17 protein-coding genes and 1 CRISPR repeat array are annotated in these 22,980 nt (G+C 67.7%); of the genes, 4 read left to right on the top strand and 13 right to left on the bottom strand.

The window, feature by feature from the left end:
• Positions 1 to 400: T6SS immunity protein Tli4 family protein (locus F615_RS0106815; protein WP_019560426.1), on the top strand; the 400-nt coding region annotated here is incomplete at its 5' end.
• A gap of 108 nt (positions 401 to 508) precedes the next feature.
• A CRISPR array of direct repeats spans positions 509 to 6,096; the repeat unit is 28 nt; unit sequence GGTCGATCCCCGCTCGCGCGGGGCAGCC.
• Positions 6,097 to 6,146: 50 nt separating this feature from the next.
• Here F615_RS0106815 and cas2e read toward each other — a convergent pair.
• Genes cas2e through F615_RS0106855 form a run of 8 tightly spaced genes read right to left on the bottom strand, consistent with a single transcriptional unit; the run spans position 6,147 to position 14,552 of the window.
• Positions 6,147 to 6,449, bottom strand: coding sequence for a type I-E CRISPR-associated endoribonuclease Cas2e (gene cas2e, locus F615_RS0106820; protein WP_019560427.1), 303 nt, complete (start codon positions 6,447 to 6,449; stop codon positions 6,147 to 6,149).
• Positions 6,421 to 7,320, bottom strand: coding sequence for a type I-E CRISPR-associated endonuclease Cas1e (gene cas1e / locus F615_RS0106825; RefSeq protein WP_019560428.1), 900 nt, complete (start codon positions 7,318 to 7,320; stop codon positions 6,421 to 6,423). The genes cas2e and cas1e overlap by 29 nt, the downstream gene beginning before the upstream one ends.
• The gene (locus tag F615_RS0106830; RefSeq protein ID WP_019560429.1) at positions 7,317 to 8,015 is read right to left on the bottom strand and encodes a type I-E CRISPR-associated protein Cas6/Cse3/CasE; all 699 of its coding nucleotides are present in this window, start codon (positions 8,013 to 8,015) and stop codon (positions 7,317 to 7,319) included. The genes cas1e and F615_RS0106830 overlap by 4 nt, the downstream gene beginning before the upstream one ends.
• The gene (gene cas5e / locus F615_RS0106835) at positions 8,012 to 8,725 is read right to left on the bottom strand and encodes a type I-E CRISPR-associated protein Cas5/CasD (RefSeq protein WP_019560430.1); all 714 of its coding nucleotides are present in this window, start codon (positions 8,723 to 8,725) and stop codon (positions 8,012 to 8,014) included. Before cas5e ends, F615_RS0106830 begins: the two co-directional genes overlap by 4 nt.
• A gap of 11 nt (positions 8,726 to 8,736) precedes the next feature.
• Complete coding sequence (gene cas7e, locus F615_RS0106840; RefSeq protein WP_019560431.1) at positions 8,737 to 9,879, bottom strand: type I-E CRISPR-associated protein Cas7/Cse4/CasC; 1,143 nt, start codon at positions 9,877 to 9,879, stop codon at positions 8,737 to 8,739.
• 5 nt (positions 9,880 to 9,884) lie between these two features.
• The gene (gene casB / locus F615_RS0106845; RefSeq protein ID WP_019560432.1) at positions 9,885 to 10,415 is read right to left on the bottom strand and encodes a type I-E CRISPR-associated protein Cse2/CasB; all 531 of its coding nucleotides are present in this window, start codon (positions 10,413 to 10,415) and stop codon (positions 9,885 to 9,887) included.
• Positions 10,412 to 12,019 (bottom strand): type I-E CRISPR-associated protein Cse1/CasA, encoded by a 1,608-nt coding sequence (gene casA / locus F615_RS0106850; RefSeq protein ID WP_019560433.1) that lies wholly within the window; start codon positions 12,017 to 12,019, stop codon positions 10,412 to 10,414. Before casA ends, casB begins: the two co-directional genes overlap by 4 nt.
• Positions 12,012 to 14,552 carry a CRISPR-associated helicase/endonuclease Cas3 gene (locus tag F615_RS0106855; RefSeq protein WP_083932415.1) on the bottom strand — a complete coding sequence of 847 codons (2,541 nt, stop codon included), beginning with the start codon at positions 14,550 to 14,552 and terminating at the stop codon, positions 12,012 to 12,014. Before F615_RS0106855 ends, casA begins: the two co-directional genes overlap by 8 nt.
• Before the next feature lie 189 nt (positions 14,553 to 14,741).
• Between F615_RS0106855 and F615_RS0106860 the strand changes: the two genes are divergently transcribed.
• The gene (locus F615_RS0106860; protein WP_019560435.1) at positions 14,742 to 15,566 is read left to right on the top strand and encodes a phosphodiesterase; all 825 of its coding nucleotides are present in this window, start codon (positions 14,742 to 14,744) and stop codon (positions 15,564 to 15,566) included.
• 89 nt (positions 15,567 to 15,655) lie between these two features.
• On the opposite strand, the gene F615_RS0106865 is transcribed toward F615_RS0106860, so the two are convergent.
• Together F615_RS0106865 and F615_RS0106870 are read right to left on the bottom strand one after the other, a co-directional pair.
• Positions 15,656 to 16,876 (bottom strand): class I SAM-dependent methyltransferase, encoded by a 1,221-nt coding sequence (locus tag F615_RS0106865; protein WP_019560436.1) that lies wholly within the window; start codon positions 16,874 to 16,876, stop codon positions 15,656 to 15,658.
• Between the two features lie 67 nt (positions 16,877 to 16,943).
• Positions 16,944 to 17,366, bottom strand: a complete 423-nt coding sequence (locus tag F615_RS0106870; RefSeq protein ID WP_019560437.1) for an SWIB/MDM2 domain-containing protein — start codon at positions 17,364 to 17,366, stop codon at positions 16,944 to 16,946.
• Positions 17,367 to 17,678: 312 nt separating this feature from the next.
• Between F615_RS0106870 and F615_RS0106875 the strand changes: the two genes are divergently transcribed.
• Both F615_RS0106875 and F615_RS0106880 read left to right on the top strand, forming a co-directional pair.
• Entirely contained in the window at positions 17,679 to 18,257 is a 579-nt protein-coding gene (locus F615_RS0106875) for a DJ-1/PfpI family protein (RefSeq protein WP_019560438.1), read from the top strand.
• Positions 18,258 to 18,327: 70 nt separating this feature from the next.
• Entirely contained in the window at positions 18,328 to 18,693 is a 366-nt protein-coding gene (locus tag F615_RS0106880; RefSeq protein ID WP_019560439.1) for a ribbon-helix-helix domain-containing protein, read from the top strand.
• A gap of 16 nt (positions 18,694 to 18,709) precedes the next feature.
• Here the strand turns inward: F615_RS0106880 and F615_RS0106885 are convergent, their stop codons facing one another.
• The 3 genes from F615_RS0106885 to F615_RS0106895 all read right to left on the bottom strand — a co-directional run bounded on the left by F615_RS0106885 (position 18,710) and on the right by F615_RS0106895 (position 22,835).
• Positions 18,710 to 19,810, bottom strand: a complete 1,101-nt coding sequence (locus F615_RS0106885; protein ID WP_019560440.1) for an alpha-hydroxy acid oxidase — start codon at positions 19,808 to 19,810, stop codon at positions 18,710 to 18,712.
• On the bottom strand, positions 19,807 to 20,490 hold the full coding sequence (locus tag F615_RS0106890; RefSeq protein WP_019560441.1) for a Fe2+-dependent dioxygenase: 684 nt from the start codon (positions 20,488 to 20,490) through the stop codon (positions 19,807 to 19,809). The genes F615_RS0106885 and F615_RS0106890 overlap by 4 nt, the downstream gene beginning before the upstream one ends.
• Positions 20,491 to 20,582: 92 nt before the next feature.
• Positions 20,583 to 22,835, bottom strand: a complete 2,253-nt coding sequence (locus F615_RS0106895; RefSeq protein WP_019560442.1) for a TonB-dependent receptor — start codon at positions 22,833 to 22,835, stop codon at positions 20,583 to 20,585.
• Positions 22,836 to 22,980: the final 145 nt, after the last annotated feature.

Raw genomic sequence — 22,980 nt, forward strand, 5'->3', positions numbered from 1 at the left:
CGTGTACCGTCGGCTGCGGGGTCGGCGTGAGGAGGAGATTCCCAGCGAGCCTGGGGATTGCTTTGCGCACGGCTTTTGGATGGGAGCGCAGGCCGAAGCGGCGGAGTTTTCTGTGAACTACCACCTCATGGGGGCGCCGGATGTGTATATCAACCTGTTTAGTGTCAGTGGCGATGAAGGCGTTGCTCGCCCGGAGACCGGGCTGATGCAACGACGCAAGGAGATTGAGCGCCAAACGCGCATGGCGGGCATCAAGCTCTTGAGGTTCGCTCCGCGCACGATTGGTGGGCATGCTTATGAAGAATCCATCGGGCGTGAACCTGCCGAAGTATCTTCGGCTCGGGTTGCTGGGCATACGGCCATCATCGAGTCTGTCCGGAATTTTGTGTGCGAGGCATAGCATGACCACAAGGAGCATGTATGCCAAGCAGGAAGACGACGAAGGCGGCTGCGGCTGCCGTGGCGGCGATGCCGTCGATCCCCAAGAGGACACGACGTTCGAGGAAGAGGTCGATCCCCGCTCGCGCGGGGCAGCCGACGCCGGTCGTACACTCAGGCGCGCGAGCTGGGGTCGATCCCCGCTCGCGCGGGGCAGCCATGCACGCCATCGCGGCAGCGCTATCGCAGCGCGGTCGATCCCCGCTCGCGCGGGGCAGCCCTGGACATGGGGGATCGAGAAATCGCGCCTCCGGGTCGATCCCCGCTCGCGCGGGGCAGCCAGTCGCTGTCTTCGCCGTACTCGTCGATCCATGGGTCGATCCCCGCTCGCGCGGGGCAGCCTTGTAGAACTGAAAAGCAGTTGCAGGCATGTCAGGTCGATCCCCGCTCGCGCGGGGCAGCCGGCATGACCTGCTGATAGTAGGGACCAGACTGGGGTCGATCCCCGCTCGCGCGGGGCAGCCCCCAAATGCCGTGCGTGTCAGATACACCGCTGGGGTCGATCCCCGCTCGCGCGGGGCAGCCGAGGCGGCGGCGAAGGGGATTCAGCCTCTGCCGGGTCGATCCCCGCTCGCGCGGGGCAGCCGCCGGTAGTCTGCGCGACAGCAGCCACCGGATGGGTCGATCCCCGCTCGCGCGGGGCAGCCGATCAGTAAGCGACCAGCAAGGGGCGATCGACGGGTCGATCCCCGCTCGCGCGGGGCAGCCACCACACCGAGGCTGGACAAACCTCGCACACTGGGTCGATCCCCGCTCGCGCGGGGCAGCCTCTTCAAAGGTGGAGCGCGGCCCGACCACGCCAGGTCGATCCCCGCTCGCGCGGGGCAGCCTACCTCATCCGCGACGTGATGGGCATGACGCTGGGTCGATCCCCGCTCGCGCGGGGCAGCCACGCCGCTTGCTCGCGTGCCGCTTTGTCCGTGAGGTCGATCCCCGCTCGCGCGGGGCAGCCACTCCACCAGCAACTCGCCGATGCGCCACCATGGGTCGATCCCCGCTCGCGCGGGGCAGCCTGGGCGGCCTGGACCATGCCGGCAATCGCGGCGGGTCGATCCCCGCTCGCGCGGGGCAGCCGCCGACGCCGACGACCGGGCTTTCCGCCGCGCAGGTCGATCCCCGCTCGCGCGGGGCAGCCCGCAGGGGGCAGAAGTCAGTCCGTTTCCTGTCGGGTCGATCCCCGCTCGCGCGGGGCAGCCCCATGAGCAAGCCGCCCGCGAGGCGGCTTTTGTGGTCGATCCCCGCTCGCGCGGGGCAGCCCCGGTGATGAGCTCGATGCGCTGCTCGGTCTTGGGTCGATCCCCGCTCGCGCGGGGCAGCCGTTCGCAAGGGGGAGAAGGCCACGCATGTGGAGGGTCGATCCCCGCTCGCGCGGGGCAGCCGCGTGGGCTGCCACGCCCTACGGCTACGGCGTGGGTCGATCCCCGCTCGCGCGGGGCAGCCCAGCCGGCGCAGCGCCTGCCCCTCCTGCTGGAAGGTCGATCCCCGCTCGCGCGGGGCAGCCTAGGGCTCGGGGTACGGCATCGAGGGAGCATCGGGTCGATCCCCGCTCGCGCGGGGCAGCCTGGTCTCTTCACTCAAACTCGGCGCGGCGGCAGGGTCGATCCCCGCTCGCGCGGGGCAGCCATGTGATCGGGGGACGGCGGCGATCCATCGAGCGGTCGATCCCCGCTCGCGCGGGGCAGCCGCCGTTTGGGCAGCGGCTGCTGCCGCTGTGATGGGTCGATCCCCGCTCGCGCGGGGCAGCCGTCCCCCACTGGATGATCAGCCCGCCCGGCAGCGGTCGATCCCCGCTCGCGCGGGGCAGCCGCTGGCGGTGTTCAAGCGCGAGCGCAGCGGCCAGGTCGATCCCCGCTCGCGCGGGGCAGCCCGGCACATCGAGCAGACGAAGGCCACGCGTCCGGGTCGATCCCCGCTCGCGCGGGGCAGCCGCAAGGCGGGCCGCACCGAGGTGCAGTTCATCGGGTCGATCCCCGCTCGCGCGGGGCAGCCGCATCGTAGTCCCGGATGTGGTGCTCGTAGTAGGGTCGATCCCCGCTCGCGCGGGGCAGCCTGGGTGAGGCGCTGTGCTCGGCCGAGGCGGTGGGGTCGATCCCCGCTCGCGCGGGGCAGCCCAGCACGCAAGGAGCCTGAGCCATGGACGAGCGGGTCGATCCCCGCTCGCGCGGGGCAGCCTCGCCACGGGCAAGCAGGCCCGCATAGCGCATGGGTCGATCCCCGCTCGCGCGGGGCAGCCGCCAGATTGCCGACTGCGCAGTCCAAGGCCTCGGGTCGATCCCCGCTCGCGCGGGGCAGCCATGCAGCGCATCCTGACCGCGACGCGCTCGTCGGGTCGATCCCCGCTCGCGCGGGGCAGCCGGCCTACGTCTATGACCGTCACCCCGGCTCGGGGGTCGATCCCCGCTCGCGCGGGGCAGCCATGCCACGCTCTACGGCTACGGCGTGTTCGAGGGGTCGATCCCCGCTCGCGCGGGGCAGCCGCTCGCCGATCCGGGCAGCTACAGCCCGGCGCGGGTCGATCCCCGCTCGCGCGGGGCAGCCTCTTGCCCGCGCTGGAACAGCTCGTGGAAATAGGGTCGATCCCCGCTCGCGCGGGGCAGCCAAGAAATACCAAGTCGAAGAGGTGCGAGCCTGGGGTCGATCCCCGCTCGCGCGGGGCAGCCACGCCGGGCAACAGCCCGAACAAGTTCACCGAGGGTCGATCCCCGCTCGCGCGGGGCAGCCACCATCGCGTCGGTCACTACCGGGTCATGCGGGGGTCGATCCCCGCTCGCGCGGGGCAGCCACCACCGACCCGCTGGCCGACGCCGTGCAGGCGGGTCGATCCCCGCTCGCGCGGGGCAGCCCGCAAGACGTTCGATGCCATCGCGCTCGATAGGGGTCGATCCCCGCTCGCGCGGGGCAGCCCCTGTACCAATCCCTGTCCTGGTATCCCACGAGGGTCGATCCCCGCTCGCGCGGGGCAGCCGCCCAGGAGAAGAAGCGGGGCCGGACATCTGAGGGTCGATCCCCGCTCGCGCGGGGCAGCCGTGGATTTGCCGATCACGCCAAGGTACGGCGAAGGTCGATCCCCGCTCGCGCGGGGCAGCCCACCCCCAGCCGCTCGCGCAGGGCAGGAATGAGGGTCGATCCCCGCTCGCGCGGGGCAGCCATCTCCCCGATCAGCCAAGCATCCGCCAGCATGGGTCGATCCCCGCTCGCGCGGGGCAGCCTGAAGTTCCCTGTGTATCTCGCAACCCCAACGGGGTCGATCCCCGCTCGCGCGGGGCAGCCGAAATCCGAGACGCCATCCGGGCGATGAAGGAGGGTCGATCCCCGCTCGCGCGGGGCAGCCCGCTTGAAACCGACGACTTTGAAACGTGCCATAGGTCGATCCCCGCTCGCGCGGGGCAGCCTGGATCGCACTGGGCGGCGCGTTCGTTGTCCTGGGTCGATCCCCGCTCGCGCGGGGCAGCCTCGGTCGCGTGATGGTTACGGCGCTTCTGCTGCGGTCGATCCCCGCTCGCGCGGGGCAGCCTTCGCACATGGGCTGAAAAAAATTTCGCCACGAGGTCGATCCCCGCTCGCGCGGGGCAGCCGATCGGACGCGCAAGTGCCTGTCACGCCTGACGGGTCGATCCCCGCTCGCGCGGGGCAGCCACCGGTAGGTTCGTGATGACCTTGCGGCCTTGCGGTCGATCCCCGCTCGCGCGGGGCAGCCAAGCAACCGATGGCTCCGTACACGCTCCAGTGCGGTCGATCCCCGCTCGCGCGGGGCAGCCGCGAACAGCGGAGACTCAAGAAAGGCAGCGCGTGGTCGATCCCCGCTCGCGCGGGGCAGCCGCGAAGAATCCTGGGCGGTGCGCCAGACTGTGGGGTCGATCCCCGCTCGCGCGGGGCAGCCGGGGCAGGCTCAAAACCAATTCGGGGGGTGTAGGGTCGATCCCCGCTCGCGCGGGGCAGCCAGGTGCAAGCAGTTCGTCGATGGCGACCCAGGAGGTCGATCCCCGCTCGCGCGGGGCAGCCGCCCCGACTCTCTCCGAGAGTGAGAGGGATGCGGGTCGATCCCCGCTCGCGCGGGGCAGCCATCGTCACACCTGAGCCCGCGACCAAAGTGAGGGGTCGATCCCCGCTCGCGCGGGGCAGCCGTGGCGTCCCCGATGTTGGCCGCGTTCGTGTTGGGTCGATCCCCGCTCGCGCGGGGCAGCCTTGTCCACCGCCAACCCTGCGGTCTGCACCATGGGTCGATCCCCGCTCGCGCGGGGCAGCCTCGATGCTCATGCGGGTGTGTCCTCTGGACGGGGGTCGATCCCCGCTCGCGCGGGGCAGCCTGGCGATGGTCAGGCTGGTGGCGCCCTTGACGGGGTCGATCCCCGCTCGCGCGGGGCAGCCCCGCCAGCGCCACCCAGCGCGCCGGAGAGGAAGGGTCGATCCCCGCTCGCGCGGGGCAGCCAAGTCCTTGAAGGACGTGCGGGCCGGGTCCCAGGGTCGATCCCCGCTCGCGCGGGGCAGCCGACTCGATGTAGCCGGCCGGCAGGTTCTTCCCGTTCTCGTAAGGTCGATCCCCGCTCGCGCGGGGCAGCCAAAGTGCCTGGGCTCCGCTGACGAGCGCTCCGAGGTCGATCCCCGCTCGCGCGGGGCAGCCGCTGGCCCCCTTCCTTTTCCTTCGGGTCCATAGGGTCGATCCCCGCTCGCGCGGGGCAGCCGCTTGCAGTTGATCGAGCGTCCAGGCCATAGGGGGTCGATCCCCGCTCGCGCGGGGCAGCCCATGCATTGGCCTTCAGCAAGCCGTCTGGCACGGGTCGATCCCCGCTCGCGCGGGGCAGCCGGCGGCTCGCCGATAGCGACGACGCATCGAGCAGGTCGATCCCCGCTCGCGCGGGGCAGCCCGTGGCGCTTTCCTTCGCTGACAAGCAGTCGCAGGTCGATCCCCGCTCGCGCGGGGCAGCCCGAAATCTGCGCGTCTATGTCTCGATGTATTGCGGTCGATCCCCGCTCGCGCGGGGCAGCCGTGCCTCGGTATGCGTCGGCGGGCTTTGTCTGGGGTCGATCCCCGCTCGCGCGGGGCAGCCAGGCGTGTCGCCACTCGATCACGCGGCCGTCGAGGTCGATCCCCGCTCGCGCGGGGCAGCCCCGGAGATCGGCTTTCTGAAAGATGACGCGCAGGGTCGATCCCCGCTCGCGCGGGGCAGCCGCAACTCGGCGGCGGCCCGCTGGCGGGCGTTGAGGTCGATCCCCGCTCGCGCGGGGCAGCCCTGAAGGCAAGTCCAGAAATCGAAGCCGAACAGGGTCGATCCCCGCTCGCGCGGGGCAGCCTCGTTTTCTGCTACGTCGCCGAAGGCGCGACGAGGTCGATCCCCGCTCGCGCGGGGCAGCCCGCCCGTCGCCGTCGCATCCGTTGACACGCTCAGGTCGATCCCCGCTCGCGCGGGGCAGCCCCGCGCCCGCCAAGTCGGCCGACCTCAACGACGGGTCGATCCCCGCTCGCGCGGGGCAGCCCCGGCGCGCAGCCGCGCAACCCGCTGCGGTTCAGGTCGATCCCCGCTCGCGCGGGGCAGCCGACACCCGAAGCGCCTGGCGATCTCGGACTGATGGTCGATCCCCGCTCGCGCGGGGCAGCCTTCTCCTCACTCAGACTCTCCACGGCGGCACTGGGTCGATCCCCGCTCGCGCGGGGCAGCCTGTCCAGTGTAACTCATTGATTGTTAAAGAATTTACGCTGACCTGGTGATTCAGCGCTCAGACGGCCGGCGGGCAAGGATCAGGCCGTCGACCTCGGTCAACTCGATCGGAGGGCTGCCCAAACTGCGGACGGTTTGTCCGCCAGGCATGTTTCGCTCCTGCCAAAGCATCACGATCGAAGCCTCCCGCTCGTTGGGAAACCAGGCTTCGAGCACGTCCCAAATGCGACTGCGCACCGCTGGGGACAACCGTGGCGCACTGTAAACGCCAGGGGCGAGTTCCAGCATCGCCGAGGCCAAGAAGCCGCGCACGCGCGAAGACACGTTACGCGTCACCACCACGGTCATCGACATCGAAAAGCTCCTTGATGCGCTCGATCATCTTCGGGATGAGCTTGTCGCGCCGGAAGGCTGCTGCCGCTCGGCGGCGCACTTCCCGTTCCAAGCTGTCGGCTTTGCCGTCGAGCATGGCCCGCACCGCACCAAAGGCAAGCGGCACGGTGAGGTCCACTCGCCAAAGGTCGGCAATGTCGAGCGTGAACGCATTGCTCGAATCCTCGTGGATGAAGCCCAAGGGGGGCAATGCTCCCACGGCGGCCACCGCAATGTCGGCCGCAGCCTCGACGAAGGTGGCCGCGTGGTTGATGGCCTGGTTGGGCAGATCCGCAGCATTCGGGTTGTCTCGGTCATAGCGGCGACCGTGCCAGTCGATGCCAAAACGCTGGGCGAGGAGTTTGTAGCTTTCCTTGATGCGCGCGCCTTCGATGCCCCGCAGGGTTTCGATGTCGCGGTGCGGTAGCACGCGCCCGAAGCGCCAGGCGTAGAGCCTGCGAGCCGTGTCGAGTCGGCGGCGGGGATCGGCCCACCGCTCGGCATGGGCTCGCGCCACCTCGGAGCGGCCCTGGCCCATGGGCGGGGCGGTGTAGCTTTTGACGCCCCCTTCGCCGACGGCGGCAATCAGCGTGCCGTGGCGGGCACACAGGCGCAGCACGTCTTGCGTGAGGCTGGTGCCAGGCCCCAGCAGAATCATCGAGACGGCTTGATAGGGAATGGCGTAGTCGCCGGCATCGAGCGTCTCGCTCTGGGCAGCGACGAAACGCAACGTACCGTCTTCCACCGACAGGCGGCCGTACTCCAGCCACAGCAGCCCGTGCCGGTCGGCATGGGGGATGCGTGAAGCAGCAAGGCCCAGTCGGCCGGGGAATAAGCCAGGTGCGGGACTCATCGCGGCGGAGCCAGCAAGACCATGCCAAAGCCAAACGCACGGTGGCGGCCGATACCGCGTGCTAGCTGCTCGGCAAATCGAGTGGGATCGACGATCACCGCTTCGGCGCCAAAGAGCGCCCACGGCCGTTCGATGGTCTTGAGCCGATGGCCGTTGCGGTGGTCGCGCCGCAACAGTCGCGCTTGCGCCGCCATGCCGAGGAGCTCCACCTGCTCCAACTGCACCACCCCTTGCCATTGCCGGGCAAACCACTCCCGATAGACCTCGCCGCGCGGTGGGGCGGCATCGCCCAGCCGGTCCAATGCGCGCAGGTACACGTCCTTCTCGTCGCCCTCCTTGCGCGAGACCGGGCAGGCAAGCACTTCGAGGTGCAAGCGTTGCCCCGCGCGCCACTCGCTGGGCATCGGTTTGCTCGCCACGCCTGCGGCATCGAGCGCTTCCCAAGCCAAGGGCGAGGCGTAAGTTTGGGCATGCTCGAGCAACTTCGCGGCGTCGACACCCGCATAGGCCAGCACTTCCCGTCGGCGCTCGACATAGCGAAACGGCTTCGGTGCGTGTTCGCCAAAGAGAGCCGCGAACCAGGCGTGCAGGGTGTAGCCCCAGGTTTCGTCTTCCTGGGTGATGCCGTGCGCATGGGCAAAGCGCATGAGGCGCGGTGGGTCGATCGGGAGACGCACCAGGTGCAAGCCACTCATGGGGCCACCTCCAATAGGCCCACGGCGTAGCGCTCGGCGCCGCGGTGGATGTTGTTGGCCCAGTCGCGCCGGTCGAAGCGCTCCTCCTCACCCGCCCCTTCGCCTTCGTCGAGCGGCCACAGGGCGGTGATGCGCGCAGGTCGGCGGCGCGGGCCGATCTCGGCCAGCGGTTCGGCGGCGAGCGCTGCTTTGACGCCTTCGGCCACGCGCCGGCCCAGGAGAATGGGCGCGGCCGGAAGGCACGGCTTGCGCCCGATGAAGAGCGGACGCGCCGGGCGGCGCAGCGCGGCTTCCAGTTCGTCGAGGGTCGGCGTGCCGTCGCCGTCGAGGGCAAGAGCGACGGTGGCCACGCCATTGGCCCAGTGGTCCCGCCAGCGTTGATGGGTGCCGGTGGCGGCAGATCCCCCCTTGCGGTCTTCACGCCGTCCGCGGGTGGTCCAACCGGTATCGACGAGGAAGGGCTGACCGAGATCGACCGTCTGGTACTCCGTCAGCGGTTCAGGCTCGGCGTCCCAGCGTGCCGCAAAGCGCAGCCGGTCTTGCAAGGCTTGCAGTTTCGCGGTGTCGCGGTGGTCAAGCCCCAAGGCGTTGCCCAAAAGCCCCGCGAGCATGGAGCGCCCCGGAAAACGCCAGGTGGGATTGTTCTGGTCCACCACCACGCTGCCAAAGCTCATGAGGGGCGCATCGAGGCGCAGAATCAACACGTCCATGGCAAGCCGCCTCAGCGTTGCGGGCCAAAGAGGGCATCGAGCGCCGCTTGCACTGCCGTGGGCACGGGCTGTTTGGGCGGAAGATGGGGCGGCTGGTCGAGGGTGGTGGACAAGAAGCGCCCATCGTCGGAACCGGGGCTGCCGTACATCTCGTCGAGGGCCTTCACATAGGCGGCCAGCCGCTCGAGCGCCACCTGGCGCAGATCGCGTTTGCCGTCGGCTTTGAGCGCATCCAGATAGGCGTTGGCGAGCGTGCGCGGCTGCGCGGTGCCGGTTTCCAAGTACAGAGCATCGGCCCAGGCATAGGGGGCGGTGCTGCCCTTCTTGGCGCCGGGGCTTTGCCGCAGGATGCTCTGGATCAAGGCGTCGAGCACGCGGCGGGTGTTGGCAGGGTCTTGCGCTTTCCAGTCCTTGGGGTCGCAGCTGGTGAGGTTGGACACCAACAGCGGCACGTCTACGGCCACATAGCCGTAATAGAGGCCGGCGCCGAGTTCGGTCTGGTTGGCGTGCGCGGCGCCGGTTTCGTCATCGCGGTTGAGGTCATCGACTACGGTGAAATAGTCCATCTCGGTGTGGGCGGCATGGACGGTGAAAGCGTGGGCGACATGCACGGGCGCGTCCACCCGCGCGAGCGGGTCCGAGGTGACCATGCGGCCGAACAGCACCCCCGTGAGCCCGGCGGCCGCCTTGCCCATGGCTTTGATGTTCTGTTCCTCCTCCTTCGATTTGAGCCGTTCGGTCAGCGCCTTGACCGGATCGCTCTGTTCGCTGGCCCAACGCAAAAGCGCGGCGAAGTAATCGGCTTCGCGCAGGCCAAAGAGCATGGGCTGATTCAGGTCACCGCCCTCTTTGACGCCACCGCCGATCACCGTTCTGGCCAGCGGCTCGATAAGAGCCTGGGCCTGCGTTTCGGGCACGCCAGCGGCTACGGCCTTGGGCAAAACCGTGCGGGTAAAAAACGACCGCGTGCGCTGCGCGTCGGGCACATCGGGAAGCTGCTCGACCAAATCCTCGCGCCAATGGCGCTTGAGGCACTGCGAAGAGACGCGCAGCCGCACGGCATTGCCGAAGGGGATGCGCTTGGCAAGGTTGGCGTCGTCGCGGTTCAAGAGGCTCGCTGGATAGGCGGTGAGGGTGTGGATTTGCAGGAACATGGGCTTTACTCCTTGGCGTTAGTGTCTTTGGGAAGGTGACGGTAGTAGGCGGCGGCGATACGGCGGTAGAACGGCTCGAGCTTGTGCGGGTCGTGCGTGAGCAGAAACTGCGCAGCGTCGCACCAATCGAAGCGCTCGCCTTTGGCGGCGAGGAAGCGCACCGCGCTCATGAAGAGATCGAGGCGCAGATCGTCGGGGGCCGAGAGCAGCCGTTCCAGCCGCCCCTCGGCGAATTGGCTTTCGGCCAGCGCTTGTCCGAGCGAGCGTTTGGGATCGTGGGAATCGGCGCCACCGGTGGCCAGGCCCCAAGCAATCGCCATCCAGGCTTCGGTTTGGGATGCGCTCGGTAGCTCATCCCCGAGATGGCGCAGCCACAGCCGGTAAAAGGCCAGCGGCGGGGGTTGCCCCGGCGCCCAGCGGCGCAGCGCCGCGCGGTCGCCTGTTGGGTAATGGGTTTGGCCGATGACTGCGGCGAGGCGGCCGATGCGGGTGCCGAGCGTGTCTTGCTGGGTGTCGGTGCTTGCGTTCGGGATCATGCCAGGCTCTCCTCTTCGAGAACGTCAGATGGTGCGGGGCTGCGGCGAGGCAGGGGGAAGTCGTGTTTGCGCAGTAGGCCGTGCCAAGCGCGATGAGCCTGGGTGATCGCCCGCCAGCGGCGGTTGGCGGGCAGCGGCAGGCGCTCCTGCGCTTGTTCGAGCAGGTCCTGTGCGGCATCGACCAGTCGTTGCCGCCAATCGCGGCGTACGGCGTCGTGGTCTTCCTCGGCGCCGCGCCACAACGCCGGAAAGAAATCGGCTTCCCATCGCCGCTGAAACGCGCGACGTGCGGCTTCGAGTGCGCTCTTGACGCGCTCGAAATCCGGTTGCTCGGGTCCACCTTCGGCCAGCACGGCGAGCGCGGTGGCCAAAGTGTTTTGCACCGTCTTGGCATCCGTCAGTTGCTTTTCCGCCAGATGGCCGAGGGTGTCGCGGCTTTGTTTGCTGAACAAGGCCATGCGAGCTTTGGGCGGCACGGGGACGTCTGCTTGATGGTAACCCTCCGTGGTGCCTTGCCCGCGCACCAGGCAGGAGGCGAGAAACCAGGCTTGGCCCTGGCCCGCCCGGGGCGTTTGCAAGGGGGTGAGTTCGAATCCCTGTTCAAAGAGCAAATGGCACAGGCGCTGTGGGGTAAAGCCATCGGCGGAGAGGGTGAGCGCCGAGCGCCCCTTTTTCTTGTCCTGCACATTGATCGGCGTCCAAGGGTCGCCAACGTCACCGTTTTCCAGAGTCTTGGGGCCGATTTGCCGTGCCTTGCTGGTCGCACCCAGCGCGATCACACGACCCGATGCATCGCGCACCAGGCGCACTGGGCGGCAGGCTTCGATGAACCAGGGTTCGAGATCCTTGATGTCATACTGATGGGTGCTTCGCGGCCAGGGCTTGAGCCAGGTCAGCACCACGCCACGCGAGGCGTAACCGTAGGGTTGGTTCAGCGTTTCGGCGCGCAGGCCGCAGACGATTTTGGTTTCCTCCCGAAACCGCGCTCCCCACGCAGGCGAACTCACCCAGGAGACGATGGCGCGGCTGGCAAAGCCGCCGTTCATCCGCACGATGCCGTAGTTGCCTTGCCCCAAAAAGCCGCTCGTCGTTTGTAGCAGGAGCAAGGCGTAGAGCCATGCTTCGGCCTCCCCCGGCTCGACGCGGGCCATCTTGACGTCGTGGTTCTTGGCCGTGACGAGCACATCGAGTTCGTCCGGCCGGGTGGCTTTGGCGTCGAACACGGTCTTGCCGCGGCTCGTCTTGACGCCGTAGTCCTCTGCCTCTTCCTCCCAGCTCTTCCAGGGATGCTGCAAAAACGCCGGCTTGGTCACGTCCTCCACCACGAGCTGCCAGGCTTCGGGAATGCCTTCGGCGAGCTCCAGCAGGCCCTCGCGCCAGTAGTCCGGATCGGTGGGGAGGTCGTCGGTGGGTCGGCGCGCCTGGATGCTGGCGGCCAGTTGCACGAGGAAGACATGCCAGGGGTCGGCCTGGTGGGCGCGCAGCCCCGTGTAGCCTTCGATGGCTTCTGCGCAGAGCAGGGCGAGGAGTTCGGGGAGGCTGACGCGGCGCTCGCCCTGCGCCGTGCGTACGCCGATCAAAGGGTCTTGAAGGAGGTCATGCATCGTCTTTCTCCAGGCCAAAGCGGGTGTAGCGGAAGCCTTGATGGCCGATCGCAAACCGAAAACCGTCTGCCGTCGGCTCGGCGCGCACCGATTCCGGCACGGCGGCGCCTTCCAGCCAGCGTGCGGGGATGGAAACACGGCCAAGGTCGGCGCCGAACGGCGAGCGCATCGGTGTCTCGAGGGGAATGTCGAACGTGGGATCCCCCAGCCGGGTGAGCACGCGCTCGCCCTGGTCCGGGTAGTGGAGTTCGCCGAAGGGTTTGCCATCGAGCACCGAGCGCAGGGCTTGGCGCAGCTCCGCTCCTTCCCGCCCTTCGATCGATTGCCCATGCGCCCGCCAGGCGTCCCCCAGCGTTTGGAAGGCTTCCGTGTGGGTGGTGCGCTCGATCCGTTCGCGCGCCTGCTCTGGCAGCACGAGCATCGAATCGCGGCGCAGTTCCGCCCAGGTGCAAGCGAGCACGCGGCCGTCGGCATAGACGCTGCCAAGACCCGCGGGGGCGCGCAGCGCATCGTTCTTGTCGAGGTAACCAATGAGCTCCTTGTCGGGCACGCGCACGAGCGCCCGCGGCGCTTCGAACCCCGGCGGGCGCAGCCGCCCCGCATGGCGGTGGAGTCTGCCCAGCCGCTGGATCAGCACGTCCATGGGTGCGAGGTCGGTGATGAGCCAATCGGCGTCGATGTCCAGGCTCTGCTCCAGCGTCTGCGTGCCGATGATGAGCTTGGCTCCTTGGGGCGAGCCTTTGCCGAGTTGCGCCGTGACGGCGGCGTCGAGCACTTCACGATCCTCACGGACAAAGCGGCCATGGTGGGGACAGCGCACGCCCGATACGGCGAACAAGGCGGGCAGCAGCTCTGGTTGGGCTTCGAGCGCGCTTTCCACGCGGCGAAAGAGCGCATTGGCGCGCGTCACCGTGTTGCAGACCACGAGCACCCGCGCGCCGGCTTGCAAGGCGGCGATGAGGCGTGGCAAGAGTGCGTCGTCATCGGTGAGCGTGGGGGACAGTTCCACCGAAATCTGCCGCTCGCGCGCCGCCGGCATGGGCCAGGCACCGGTGCGGGAGGACAGGAGCGGATAGGGGCGTGCGATGGCCTCATTCAAAGGCGCCGCCGCCCGCTCGAAATAGGGCGCCGCTGCCGACTCCCCCAAGGTGGCCGACAGCAGCAGCGCCCAGCCACCGCGCCCCACATGGCCTTTGAGAAGCGCGCGCAGCACTTCGCGCATGTAGGGGTCCGAGGCGTGGACTTCATCGACCACCAAGAGATGCCGGTCCAGGCACACCGAACGCAGCAGGCTGTGCTTGACCTGCAGCACCGACAGCAGCGCCTGGTCGATCGTGCCCACGGCAATGGGTGCGGCGAGGAAGCGCTTGGGCCGCTCGGCCGACCACAGCCGCTCGCGCTTTTGGTCTGGCTCGCTGTCGTCCCAAAGGACACCTTGGGGGTTGGGCAGCACAGGCTCTCCATCGACCTTCACGTAGCCCGGGGCGGCAAGGAGCACCGGGCTGGGCCGAGCATCGGGTTCGAACGCCGCATCCACCGCGCGGCGCACTCGCTCGTAGAGCTCGCGCGCAGCCACCCGCGTGGGCAGGGCGAAGTAGAGCCCATCGACATGGCCCTCGGCATAGAGGCGGAAGAACCAGGCAAGCGCCGCTTCGGTCTTGCCCGATCCGGTGTCCGATTCCGCCAGGAGCAGGCGGGTGTCGTCGCTGGGCTCGAGGGTTTCGGCAAGCGCCCGCTGCAGCTCGGTGGGCTGGAAGGGAAAGACTTCCGCAAAGGGTTTGGGTGCGCGCGGCTCGAGGGGGCTGAGCCCGATGGCGCGCAGGGCACGCTGGGCGGCCTGGGTGGCAAATGCACGACGGTCCTGGTCGTCGCTGGCGCGATAGGGAAAAAACTGGGTGTCCGAGCCGATCCAGTCGGCCAGCATCACCAGGCCCGCAAAGCGTTGCTGAAACTCCGGCGTGGCGTCGATGGGCGGCACGTTTTCGGTGAAGGCTTCGGGAAAGGCCTGCCGTGCGGCCACCGCCAGCGCATCAAGTGCGGCAAGGGGGTCGTAATCCGAGGCGGCGCGCCACCATCGCTTGGCAGCGTCGCCCCCGCATGCCTTGTAGTCGCTCAACGAGACCGGCCGGCCGTGGTGGGAGAGGCTGGCCACAAGCATTTGGCATGCCTGCTCCTCATCCCGAAACCAGCCTGCGATGTCCGTGATGAGCCGCGTCCACTGCGGTGGCCAGGCGTTTTGCAACTCCATGAGCAAGGCCAGTGCCTCGAAGACATGCCCGGCTTTCTCGCTTTCACGCGCCTTCGGATCCGCCTTGGCCTGAAAGCCCCGGTTGCATTTGCCGAAATCGTGCAGGTAGGCCAACACGGCCAAACGTTCTGCCTGCCCGGGCTGCAAGCGCCCCCATCGCGCCACTGGCGGCAATTGGAGCAAGGCGCGACAAACCAGGGCCACATCGAGGCAGTGGTCGACCAGGGGATGACGTGTTCCGCAGTCCGACACTTTTCCCCAGGGAACGGGAGCCGTTTGAGTCATGGTCTTGGGCACCTGTCATTGGAGGTCTCTGCCCCCACCGCTCAGCGGACGGTCGGGCGCAGGACATTCTCGCCAACAGGCCGCACCTTCCCTGATCCCCCCAAAGAGGGATCGGCCCATGGGGGTCGGCCCCTGCGATCTGGGAAGATGGCGGCCTCTGCATCCATCCCCCGCTCTGTGGAGGCCATCATGTCTGCCTTGGGTCCTCAGGTGCTCGTCCAGCTGTCAGACACCCACATCACCACCCCTGGCCAGTGTGTGGACGGGCGTGTGGACACCGCCGCCGCGCTGGCGCGCGCGGTGCAAACGATCCAGCGCTGGCGCCCCTCGCCGGCGGCGGTGTTGATCAGCGGCGATCTGGTCGAATCCGGCACGGCCGAGGAATATGCTCATCTGCGCGCCCTGCTGGCCCCGTTGTCGGCGCCGTTGTATGTCATTGCGGGCAATCACGACGAGCGGCAAGCCTTGCGAGCGGCTTTTCCCGAACATGCCCATCTCGGGCCGGCCCAGCGCGAGGCGTTCATCCAGTACGCAGTCGATCTGCCGGGCGCCTGGCGCTTGGTCGCGCTGGACACCGTGGTGCCGGGTGCCAGCCACGGCGCCCTGTGTGAGCAGCGGCTGGCCTGGCTGCAGGCCACTTTGGAACAGGCACCCACACGACCGACGATCGTGGCCATGCACCACCCACCGTTTCGCACCCACATCGCCGCCATGGATGCCTTGGGCCTGCGGCACGGGCGCGATGCCTTCGAGGCGATCGTCCGGCGCCATCCGCAGGTGCAACGCATCGTCTGCGGTCACCTGCACCGCAGCATCCAAGCCCGCGTGGCGCACACGGTGGCGCTGACCGCGCCATCGCCAGCCCATCAGGTGGCCTTGAACCTGCTGGACGATGAGCCGCTGAGCTACACCTTCGAGCCGCCTGGCCTGGCCTTGCATGTCTGGACGAGCAGCACCGATCTGGTCAGCCATGTGCTGCCTTTGGGTGAGTTCCCGGGCCCGTTCCCTTACTAGCCCAATGCGCAGGGCCACCCGGGCTGTCCGCATCGTCGCCGCGCCGGCCCCAGACGATTTGCCTCCAGCGACGGCAGGCCGAGGATGGCTCAGAACGCGGGAATCGTGCCGTCGGCGATCAGCAAGGTCTCCAGCGCCTGATCACGGATGCCGTAGAAGCGCTTGATCTCGCGAATCTGGTCCAGCACGTCGCCGACCGGCTTGGGATGGGCTCGCCGGACGGCCAGAATCATCTTGTTCTTGTTGGTGTGTTCGAGCGAGATGAACTCGAAGACCCGGGCGTCGTAGCCACAAGCCTCCAGCAGCAACGCGCGCAGCCCGTCGGTGAGCATTTCGGCCTGCTGCCCCAGGTGGACCCCATGCTGCAGGATCGGTCGCAAGGGTTGCGGGCTGAGCAGCTGCGGACGGATTTGCTTGTGGCAGCACGGCGCACACAGGATGATCGCCGCACCACCACGCACGGCCTGGTGGATGGCCAGATCGGTGGCCGTGTCGCAGGCATGCAGGGCGATCATCACGTCGATGGGCTCGGGCGCACGCCGGGCGATGTCGCCTTCGTCGAAGCGCAAGCCTTGCAGGCGCAGCCGCTGCACGACACCATTGCACAACGCCACCAAGTCGCCGCGAAGCTCCACGCCCACCACATCGGCCTGGCGCTGCAGGCCGTGCAGCAGATGGTCGTGTACGGCAAAGGTGAGATAGCCCTTGCCGGCGCCGAAGTCCAGCACCCGCACGGGTTGACTGGCTGCGCGCGCCGCCAGCGGGGACTCGGCAAAGGCATGCGCAAAGATTTCGACGAATTTGTTGATCTGCTTCCACTTGCGGGCCATGGTCGGCACCAGGCGGTGCGCGGCATCCATCACGCCCAATTCGACCAGGAAGGGCCGCTGCGGATCGACCCAGCGATGCTTCTGGCGGTTGTGCTCGGCCGGGGCGGGCGCTTCGACGCCCGCCCCATGGAGACGGCCGCTGCGCAGGCTTGCCTTGCCCTTGCGGCTGTAGGCCAGCTGCACTTCCTGCGTGGGCGTGAACAAATGGGCATTGCGAAAGCCCTGGGCGATCCATGCGCGCAACGCACGGGCCACCTCGGTCGCCGGCAGGTTCTTGGTGATGTCGCGGGTGCGGTAGCGCCACACGAAGGACCAGTGCGGCTGGCCGCGCAGCAGCACCGGGCGGCCCGTGAGGCGTTCGAGTTCGGGCTCGGCCCCTTCGTAGCGCGCCAGCACCAGCTTGTGGGCCGTGCCCTGGGCCACTTCGGCCGCCACGCGGGCAAGGAAGCGTTCGAGGGCGTCAGTGGCAGCAGCGGTCATGGACGGACAGGGCAAGGCATGAAAAAGCCCGGCAGCAGCCGGGCTTGCAGGCGGCCGCAGCGGCGGCTCACTGAAGGTGGCTGTTGATCAGCTTGGTCATCTCGAACATCGAGACTTGGGCCTTCTTGAAGATTTCTTTGAGCTTGGCGTCGGCATTGATCATGCGCTTGTTCACCGCGTCCTGGAGCTTGTTCTTCTTGATGTAGTCCCAGACTTTCTTGGTAACTTCGGTGCGGGGCAGGGCCTTGTCGCCCACGATCGCGGCCAAAGCGCTGCTGGGGGTCATCGCCTTCATGAAGGCGGCATTGGGGGTGCGCTTGACCTTGGGCTTGGCCTCTTTTTTGGCCGCGGCCGTCTTGGCCGGGGCCGCCTTCTTCGCCGCTAGCGCCTTCTTCGCCGGCGCCGCCTTCTTCGCGGCCGGGGCCTTCTTGGCCGGCACGGCCTTCTTCGCTGCCGCCTTTTTGGCGGGAGCCTTTTTCGCAGTTGCCATTTCGAATCTCTCCATCATGAGTGGTTGATGTGCGGGGTCGGGGCGAGAACCGCATGAGCCCTCGTTCCTGCCGAACGCCTGCGTCGCGAATGGTACTGCGTGCGCATGCCCCTGAGAAGCCGTTTTCAGAGGGACAACCGGCGCACCACCCAGTATTGATGCGGTTTTGTCGCGGCTTGGCATCACAAGGCAGGGCCAGCCCCCCTGCCCACGCTCCTGGACGGTGCAACAACGGGCTGTTACCCATCGTCGGCAGAGGCTGCCCACAATGGTTGGCCCCCTTCGTTCAACCCGTTCAGACAGGAGACAGCCATGGCCAAGAAGATCCTCATGCTCGTGGGCGATTTCGCCGAAGACTACGAAACGATGGTGCCATTCCAGGCGCTGTCGATGGTGGGCCACACGGTGCACGCCGTGTGCCCGGACAAGCGCGCCGGCGATTGGGTCATGACGGCCGTCCACGATTTCGACGGCTACCAGACGTACTCGGAAAAACCGGGGCATCGCTTCACCCTCAATGCCAGCTTTTCCGAGATCCGGGCCGAGGACTACGATGCCTTGGTGGTGCCTGGCGGTCGCGCGCCGGAGTACTTGCGCATGAACCGTGAGGTGATCGCCCTCGTGCAGCATTTCGCCAAGGCCGACAAGTCCATCGCCGCCATTTGCCACGGCGCCCAGTTGCTGGCAGCCGCCGGCGTGATCCGCGGCAAGCAGGTCTCGGCCTACCCGGCATGCGCCGCCGAAGTGGAGCTGGCCGGCGCCAGTTATGCCGCCGTCGCGGTGGACCAGGCCATCACCGACGGCCGCTTGGTGACCGCGCCAGCCTGGCCGGCGCACCCGGCTTGGCTGGCGCAGTTTTTGAAGGTGCTGGGCACACGCATCGAAGCCTGAGCTTGGCAAGCCCGCGGCACAGCGGCTATGGTTGAAGCGGACCGCGCGCCGGCGCGGCGAGGAGACACCGATGTGCGAGATCTTCATCCGCGCCAACCCCCAATCCTATGAATCGCGCACCCGCTCGGTGCGTCTGCACGGCGTGGTCACCAGCATCCGGCTGGAAAACCTGTTTTGGGACGTGCTGACCGAGATTGGCCAGCGCGACGGATTGGGCGTGACGCAGCTCATCGAAAAGCTGTATGACGAGCTGGTGGCCGCGCGCGGACGGGTGGGCAACTTCGCCTCGTTCCTGCGCGTCAGCGCGCTGCGCTACCTGGCGCTGCAGGTGCACGAACGCATCCCCAGCGATCTGTCGGTGCCCATCGCGTCGCTGGACGCGCGCCAGGTGCTCGACCGCCTGCCCGAGCGCTGGGCCGCGCCGCGGCCGCACTGACGCACCGAGTCGGCGCTCAAGGGCGCGACGGATCGAACAAGCACTCCGCGGTGATGTCCTGCAGCGTGGCGCAGCCGCACAAGGCCATCGCGATTTCGAGTTCGTCACGCAGCAGCCGCAGCAGATGCGCCACCCCATGCGCGCCGGCGGCGGCCAGCGCCCACACCTGCGGACGGCCGATGAGCACCGCCCGCGCCCCCAAAGCCAGCGCCTTGAAGACATCGGTGCCTCGGCGAATGCCACCATCGACCAGCACCGGCAAGCGGTCTTCGACGGCTTGCACGATCTGCGGCAAGACGAGCGCCGTGGGCGCTGCCGTGTCCAAGGTCCGCCCGCCATGGTTGGAGACGATGAGGCCAGCCACGCCATGGCGCAGCGCCTCGCGCGCGTCGGCCGGGTGCATCACCCCTTTGAGCAGCACCGGCAATTCGGTGGCGGCGCACAGCCAGTCCACGTCGTCCCAGGTGGGCGCGGCGTGCAGCAGGCCGTCGAACAAGGCGCTGCGGCCAGGCCCCACCGGCGCGGCCACCGCAGGCGGCCGCCCGGCCAGATGCACGGCCGACACGCCTGGCGGCAGCCGAAATTGCGCCCGCCGCTCGCGGTCGCGCGCGCCGCTGACCGGCGCATCCACCGTGAGCACCAGGGCCTCGCAGCCGGCGGCCTGCGCGCGCTGCACGAGTTCGCGCCAAAAGCCGCGGTCGGGCTGAGGGTAGAGCTGCATCCACAAAGGCCCGGCCTGCGGCTCGGCATGGACGACCTGCGCCACGACCTCCACCGCCGTGTTCGACTGCAGGCTCAGCACCATGCCCGCCTGCAAGGCCGAGGCGGCCAAGGCCGTGGCCAGCTCGCCATCCGGATGCGCCAGGCGCTGATGGGCCACCGGCGCCAACAAGATGGGATGCGCCAAGCGGCGCCCCAGCAGGCTCAGCTCGGTATGCCCGCCGGCCGTGGGGCGCAGCACCCGCGCTTGCAACTGCACGGCGCGCCATGCCTCGACATTGGCACGCACGGTGAGTTCGTCGCCGGCCCCGCCGGCCAAATAGGCCCAGGCATTGTCATCCAGCCGCTGTCGCGCCAGCGCCTCGTAGTCGGCTGGGCTGATGGCCGTGGCGCTCATGTGTCAGCCCACATGCGCAGCAGGTTGTGATACGTGCCGGACAGGCCCACCACCGCCGCCTCGGTGCCCGCCAGCTCGCGCAAGGCCACCAAATGGCGGTCCAGATCGAACAACAGGCGACGCTGCTCGTCACTGCGCACCATGCTTTCGATCCAGAAGAAGCTGGCCAGACGCTCGCCACGCGTGACCGGGCTGACCGCATGCACACTGGTGCCCGGATAGATCACCGCATCGCCGGCGGGCAGCTTGACGCTGCGCGGACCAAAGGTGTCGTCGATGATGAGCTCGCCGCCGTCATACTCCTGCGGCTCGGACAAGAACACGGTGCAGCTCACGTCGGAGCGCACCCGCTGCCCCGTGGCTTGCGAATGCATCACCGCCCCATCGACATGCGCGCCATAGGCATTGGCCGCCCCCCCGTAGCGGTTGAACAAGGGGTTGAAGATCTTCTTCGGCAAGGTTGCCGAGAAGAACACCGCATGCCGCTGCACCGCTTGCAACACCAGCGCCTGCAGCTGGCGCGATGCCGGGCTGTCTTGTTTGAGCTGCAGGTTGTTCTTGGCGTGCACCGCTTGGCTGCCGGCCGTGGCGCGCCCATCGATCCAAGGGCCTTCGGCCAGCCACTGGCGAGCTTGGCGGACTTCTTCGGCGCTGAGCACCTGGCGCAAATGCAAGAGCATGTGGAACGATCTCCGCAATGAAAAATGCCGCTGTGCACGGCACAGCGGCTGCGATTGTCGCGCCAAGGCCGAGATGTCGGCCCCGGGGCAGATCAAAACACGGCTTTGAGCGTGGCCTGCACCGTGCGAGGTGCGCCCGGCGCATAAAAGCCGCGGTACAGCGAGTCGGCGTACAGCTTGTCGGTCGCATTGTTGACGTTGACTTTCAGCGACAGCGACTCGTTGAACGCATACTCGGCCATCAAATCCAGCGTGGTGAAGCTGGGCGCCTCGATGGTCCGGTTGCCTTCCGGATTTTGCTTGCCACGGTGGTTCAACCCCGCCCCAAGGCGCAGCTGCGGCAGCACCCGGTAAGTGGTCCACACGCTGGCCATGTGCTTGGGCGTCAGGCCCGGGCGGTCGCCCTTTTGCTGTGCAATGGCACTGGTGACATTGCTCTCGTCGATGCGAGCATCCGGAATCCAGGTGTAGGACAGGAACGCATCCCACTGGGGTGTGATGCGACCGGCCACATCCAGATCCAGGCCCGCGGCATGCCGCTTGCCCGACAGCAGCTCCTGCGTGGCCGCCGTGTCCGGGTCGGTGTTGCGCTCGTTGTATTTCTCCGAGTAGAACAAGGCCGTGCTGATCCACAACCGGTTGTCCAGCAGGTCGAACTTGCCACCGATCTCGAAGTTGCGGCTCTTTTCCGGCGGCGTGTTGATCAGACGCTGGTTGTTGGTCGAACCCAGGTTGGCATTGATCGCATGCTGGTACGTGTCGGCCGAGGTGTTGTACGACGTGCCGTACGACACGTGGTAGGACGACCAGTCGTTGGGCTGGAACAGCAGGCCCACGCGCGGGCTCCACAGCGACTCGTCCATCTCCGCGCGGTTGCCCGCCGTGTCACGGAATTCGGCTTTGAACCGGTCATAGCGCAGCCCGGCCACCAGCTTGATCGCATCGGTCAGCTCGGCCGTGTTTTGCGCGTAGGCGCTGTAGTTGCGCGCGTCGAAGCGGTTCATCGGAATCACGCGCGTATCGGCGATGCTGGCGCCGTCGTCGGGCGTTCCCACGGTGGTGTTCGGTCGCGCCCCGCCGGCAGCGTTGTTGTTGCGCTGGGCATCGTCACGGGTGAACTCCACACCGGCGATCAATTGATGGCGCATGCCCAGTGCTTCGAAGCGATTGGAGAAATCGCTTTGCAGCGTGGTGATGTCGCTGACCCCGCGGCGGCCCTTGCCGGTGCGCGTCAGCACGGTGTCGGGGCCGAGGTTCTCGGGCGTGACCGTCTGTCCATTCGGTTGGGCCGAGGCATTGGCAAACCGGATCACCGAGGCCCACAGATCCCGCTCATAGCGGCCATGCGTGAGCGTGGTTTTCAGCTCCGCATCGGCACTGAAGCGGTGGATGTGCTGCAAGGTGCCGTAGGTCGAGCCGCCTTTGTTGTAGTCGCTGTCCAGCCCGTAGTAGTTCTTCGCCGGCAGCGAAGGCTTGATCTTGCCGTTGATGTTGAACCACGGATGGTTGTACAGCGGCTTGTTGTCGTACTCCAGGTGATAGAAGCCCACCAGGAATTCGTCGGCCGTGCCGATGCCCCAGTTGTAGGTCGGGGCAATGCCCTTTTTGTCGATGCTGGCGCCCCAGTTGTCGGCCTCGTGGATCAAGGTGTTGATCCGCAAGGCGGCATCCTGGCTGGTCTTGACGTTGAAGTCGGCGCTCAGGCGATGGTTGTTGCCCGAGCCCACCGAGACATTGAGCTCGTGCCGGTTCATCAGGAAAGGTCGCTTGCTGACCTGATTGACCACCCCGCCGGTCGAGCCATGACCGAACAGCATCGAGGCCGAGCCCTTGAGCACCTCCACCCGCTCCAAATTGAAGGTGTCGCGCTCTTGCAGGCCCGGGTCGCGGCGGCCGTCGATGTAAATGTCGCCGGCTTGCAGCAAGGAAAAGCCACGCAGCCGCACGTCTTCCTCACCGGTTTCGCCGGCTTGGAAGGTCACGCCGGCGGTGGTGCGCAGCACTTCGCGGAAATCATCGAGATTGCGATCGTCCATCAAGCGCTCGGTGATCACCGTCACCGACTGCGGGATGTCACGCAGGGCCTGGTCGCCCTTGCCAATGCCCGTGCGATTGACACGCAGGCTTTGCTTGGGATCTTGTTCGACCGTGGCTTGCACCTTGACTTCGGGCAACGCCGACGATTGCGTGGTGGCGGGCGTCGTCGTCGATTGCGCCCAAGCGCCGCCGACGGCCAGGCTGGCCATCAGTGCGGCCGCCGGGCCGACCCGCGGCACCCCGTTCGGCGCATCGGTGCAACGGTGGATCGGGCGCAAACGCGCCTTGGCGCGAGCTTTACGTGCCATGCAGTTTCTCTCCAGCGAGGGTGATGAAAGAAGACACCTCCGAACGGCGGGTCTTGGCTGGCGAGAAACGAGGCCCGATCAGGGCCTCTCGAAGCTGGCGGGGACGGCGAGTTCGGAACGAAAATTTACATAATGATAATGATTC

Source organism: Caldimonas manganoxidans ATCC BAA-369 (genome assembly GCF_000381125.1).
In the GTDB taxonomy this organism is placed as follows: domain Bacteria; phylum Pseudomonadota; class Gammaproteobacteria; order Burkholderiales; family Burkholderiaceae_C; genus Caldimonas; species Caldimonas manganoxidans.

Excerpts from the sequence above, each read along its gene's own strand:
- cas2e (WP_019560427.1), bottom strand. The coding sequence starts at position 6,449 with ATGTCGATGACCGTGGTGGTGACGCGTAACGTGTCTTCGCGCGTGCGC.
- casA (WP_019560433.1), bottom strand. The coding sequence starts at position 12,019 with ATGCATGACCTCCTTCAAGACCCTTTGATCGGCGTACGCACGGCGCAG.
- F615_RS0106830 (WP_019560429.1), bottom strand. The coding sequence starts at position 8,015 with ATGAGTGGCTTGCACCTGGTGCGTCTCCCGATCGACCCACCGCGCCTC.
- F615_RS0106860 (WP_019560435.1), top strand. The coding sequence starts at position 14,742 with ATGTCTGCCTTGGGTCCTCAGGTGCTCGTCCAGCTGTCAGACACCCAC.
- cas5e (WP_019560430.1), bottom strand. The coding sequence starts at position 8,725 with ATGGACGTGTTGATTCTGCGCCTCGATGCGCCCCTCATGAGCTTTGGC.
- F615_RS0106865 (WP_019560436.1), bottom strand. The coding sequence starts at position 16,876 with ATGACCGCTGCTGCCACTGACGCCCTCGAACGCTTCCTTGCCCGCGTG.
- F615_RS0106870 (WP_019560437.1), bottom strand. The coding sequence starts at position 17,366 with ATGGCAACTGCGAAAAAGGCTCCCGCCAAAAAGGCGGCAGCGAAGAAG.
- casB (WP_019560432.1), bottom strand. The coding sequence starts at position 10,415 with ATGATCCCGAACGCAAGCACCGACACCCAGCAAGACACGCTCGGCACC.
- F615_RS0106890 (WP_019560441.1), bottom strand. The coding sequence starts at position 20,490 with ATGCTCTTGCATTTGCGCCAGGTGCTCAGCGCCGAAGAAGTCCGCCAA.
- F615_RS0106895 (WP_019560442.1), bottom strand. The coding sequence starts at position 22,835 with ATGGCACGTAAAGCTCGCGCCAAGGCGCGTTTGCGCCCGATCCACCGT.
- F615_RS0106880 (WP_019560439.1), top strand. The coding sequence starts at position 18,328 with ATGTGCGAGATCTTCATCCGCGCCAACCCCCAATCCTATGAATCGCGC.
- F615_RS0106875 (WP_019560438.1), top strand. The coding sequence starts at position 17,679 with ATGGCCAAGAAGATCCTCATGCTCGTGGGCGATTTCGCCGAAGACTAC.
- F615_RS0106885 (WP_019560440.1), bottom strand. The coding sequence starts at position 19,810 with ATGAGCGCCACGGCCATCAGCCCAGCCGACTACGAGGCGCTGGCGCGA.
- F615_RS0106855 (WP_083932415.1), bottom strand. The coding sequence starts at position 14,552 with ATGACTCAAACGGCTCCCGTTCCCTGGGGAAAAGTGTCGGACTGCGGA.
- cas1e (WP_019560428.1), bottom strand. The coding sequence starts at position 7,320 with ATGAGTCCCGCACCTGGCTTATTCCCCGGCCGACTGGGCCTTGCTGCT.
- cas7e (WP_019560431.1), bottom strand. The coding sequence starts at position 9,879 with ATGTTCCTGCAAATCCACACCCTCACCGCCTATCCAGCGAGCCTCTTG.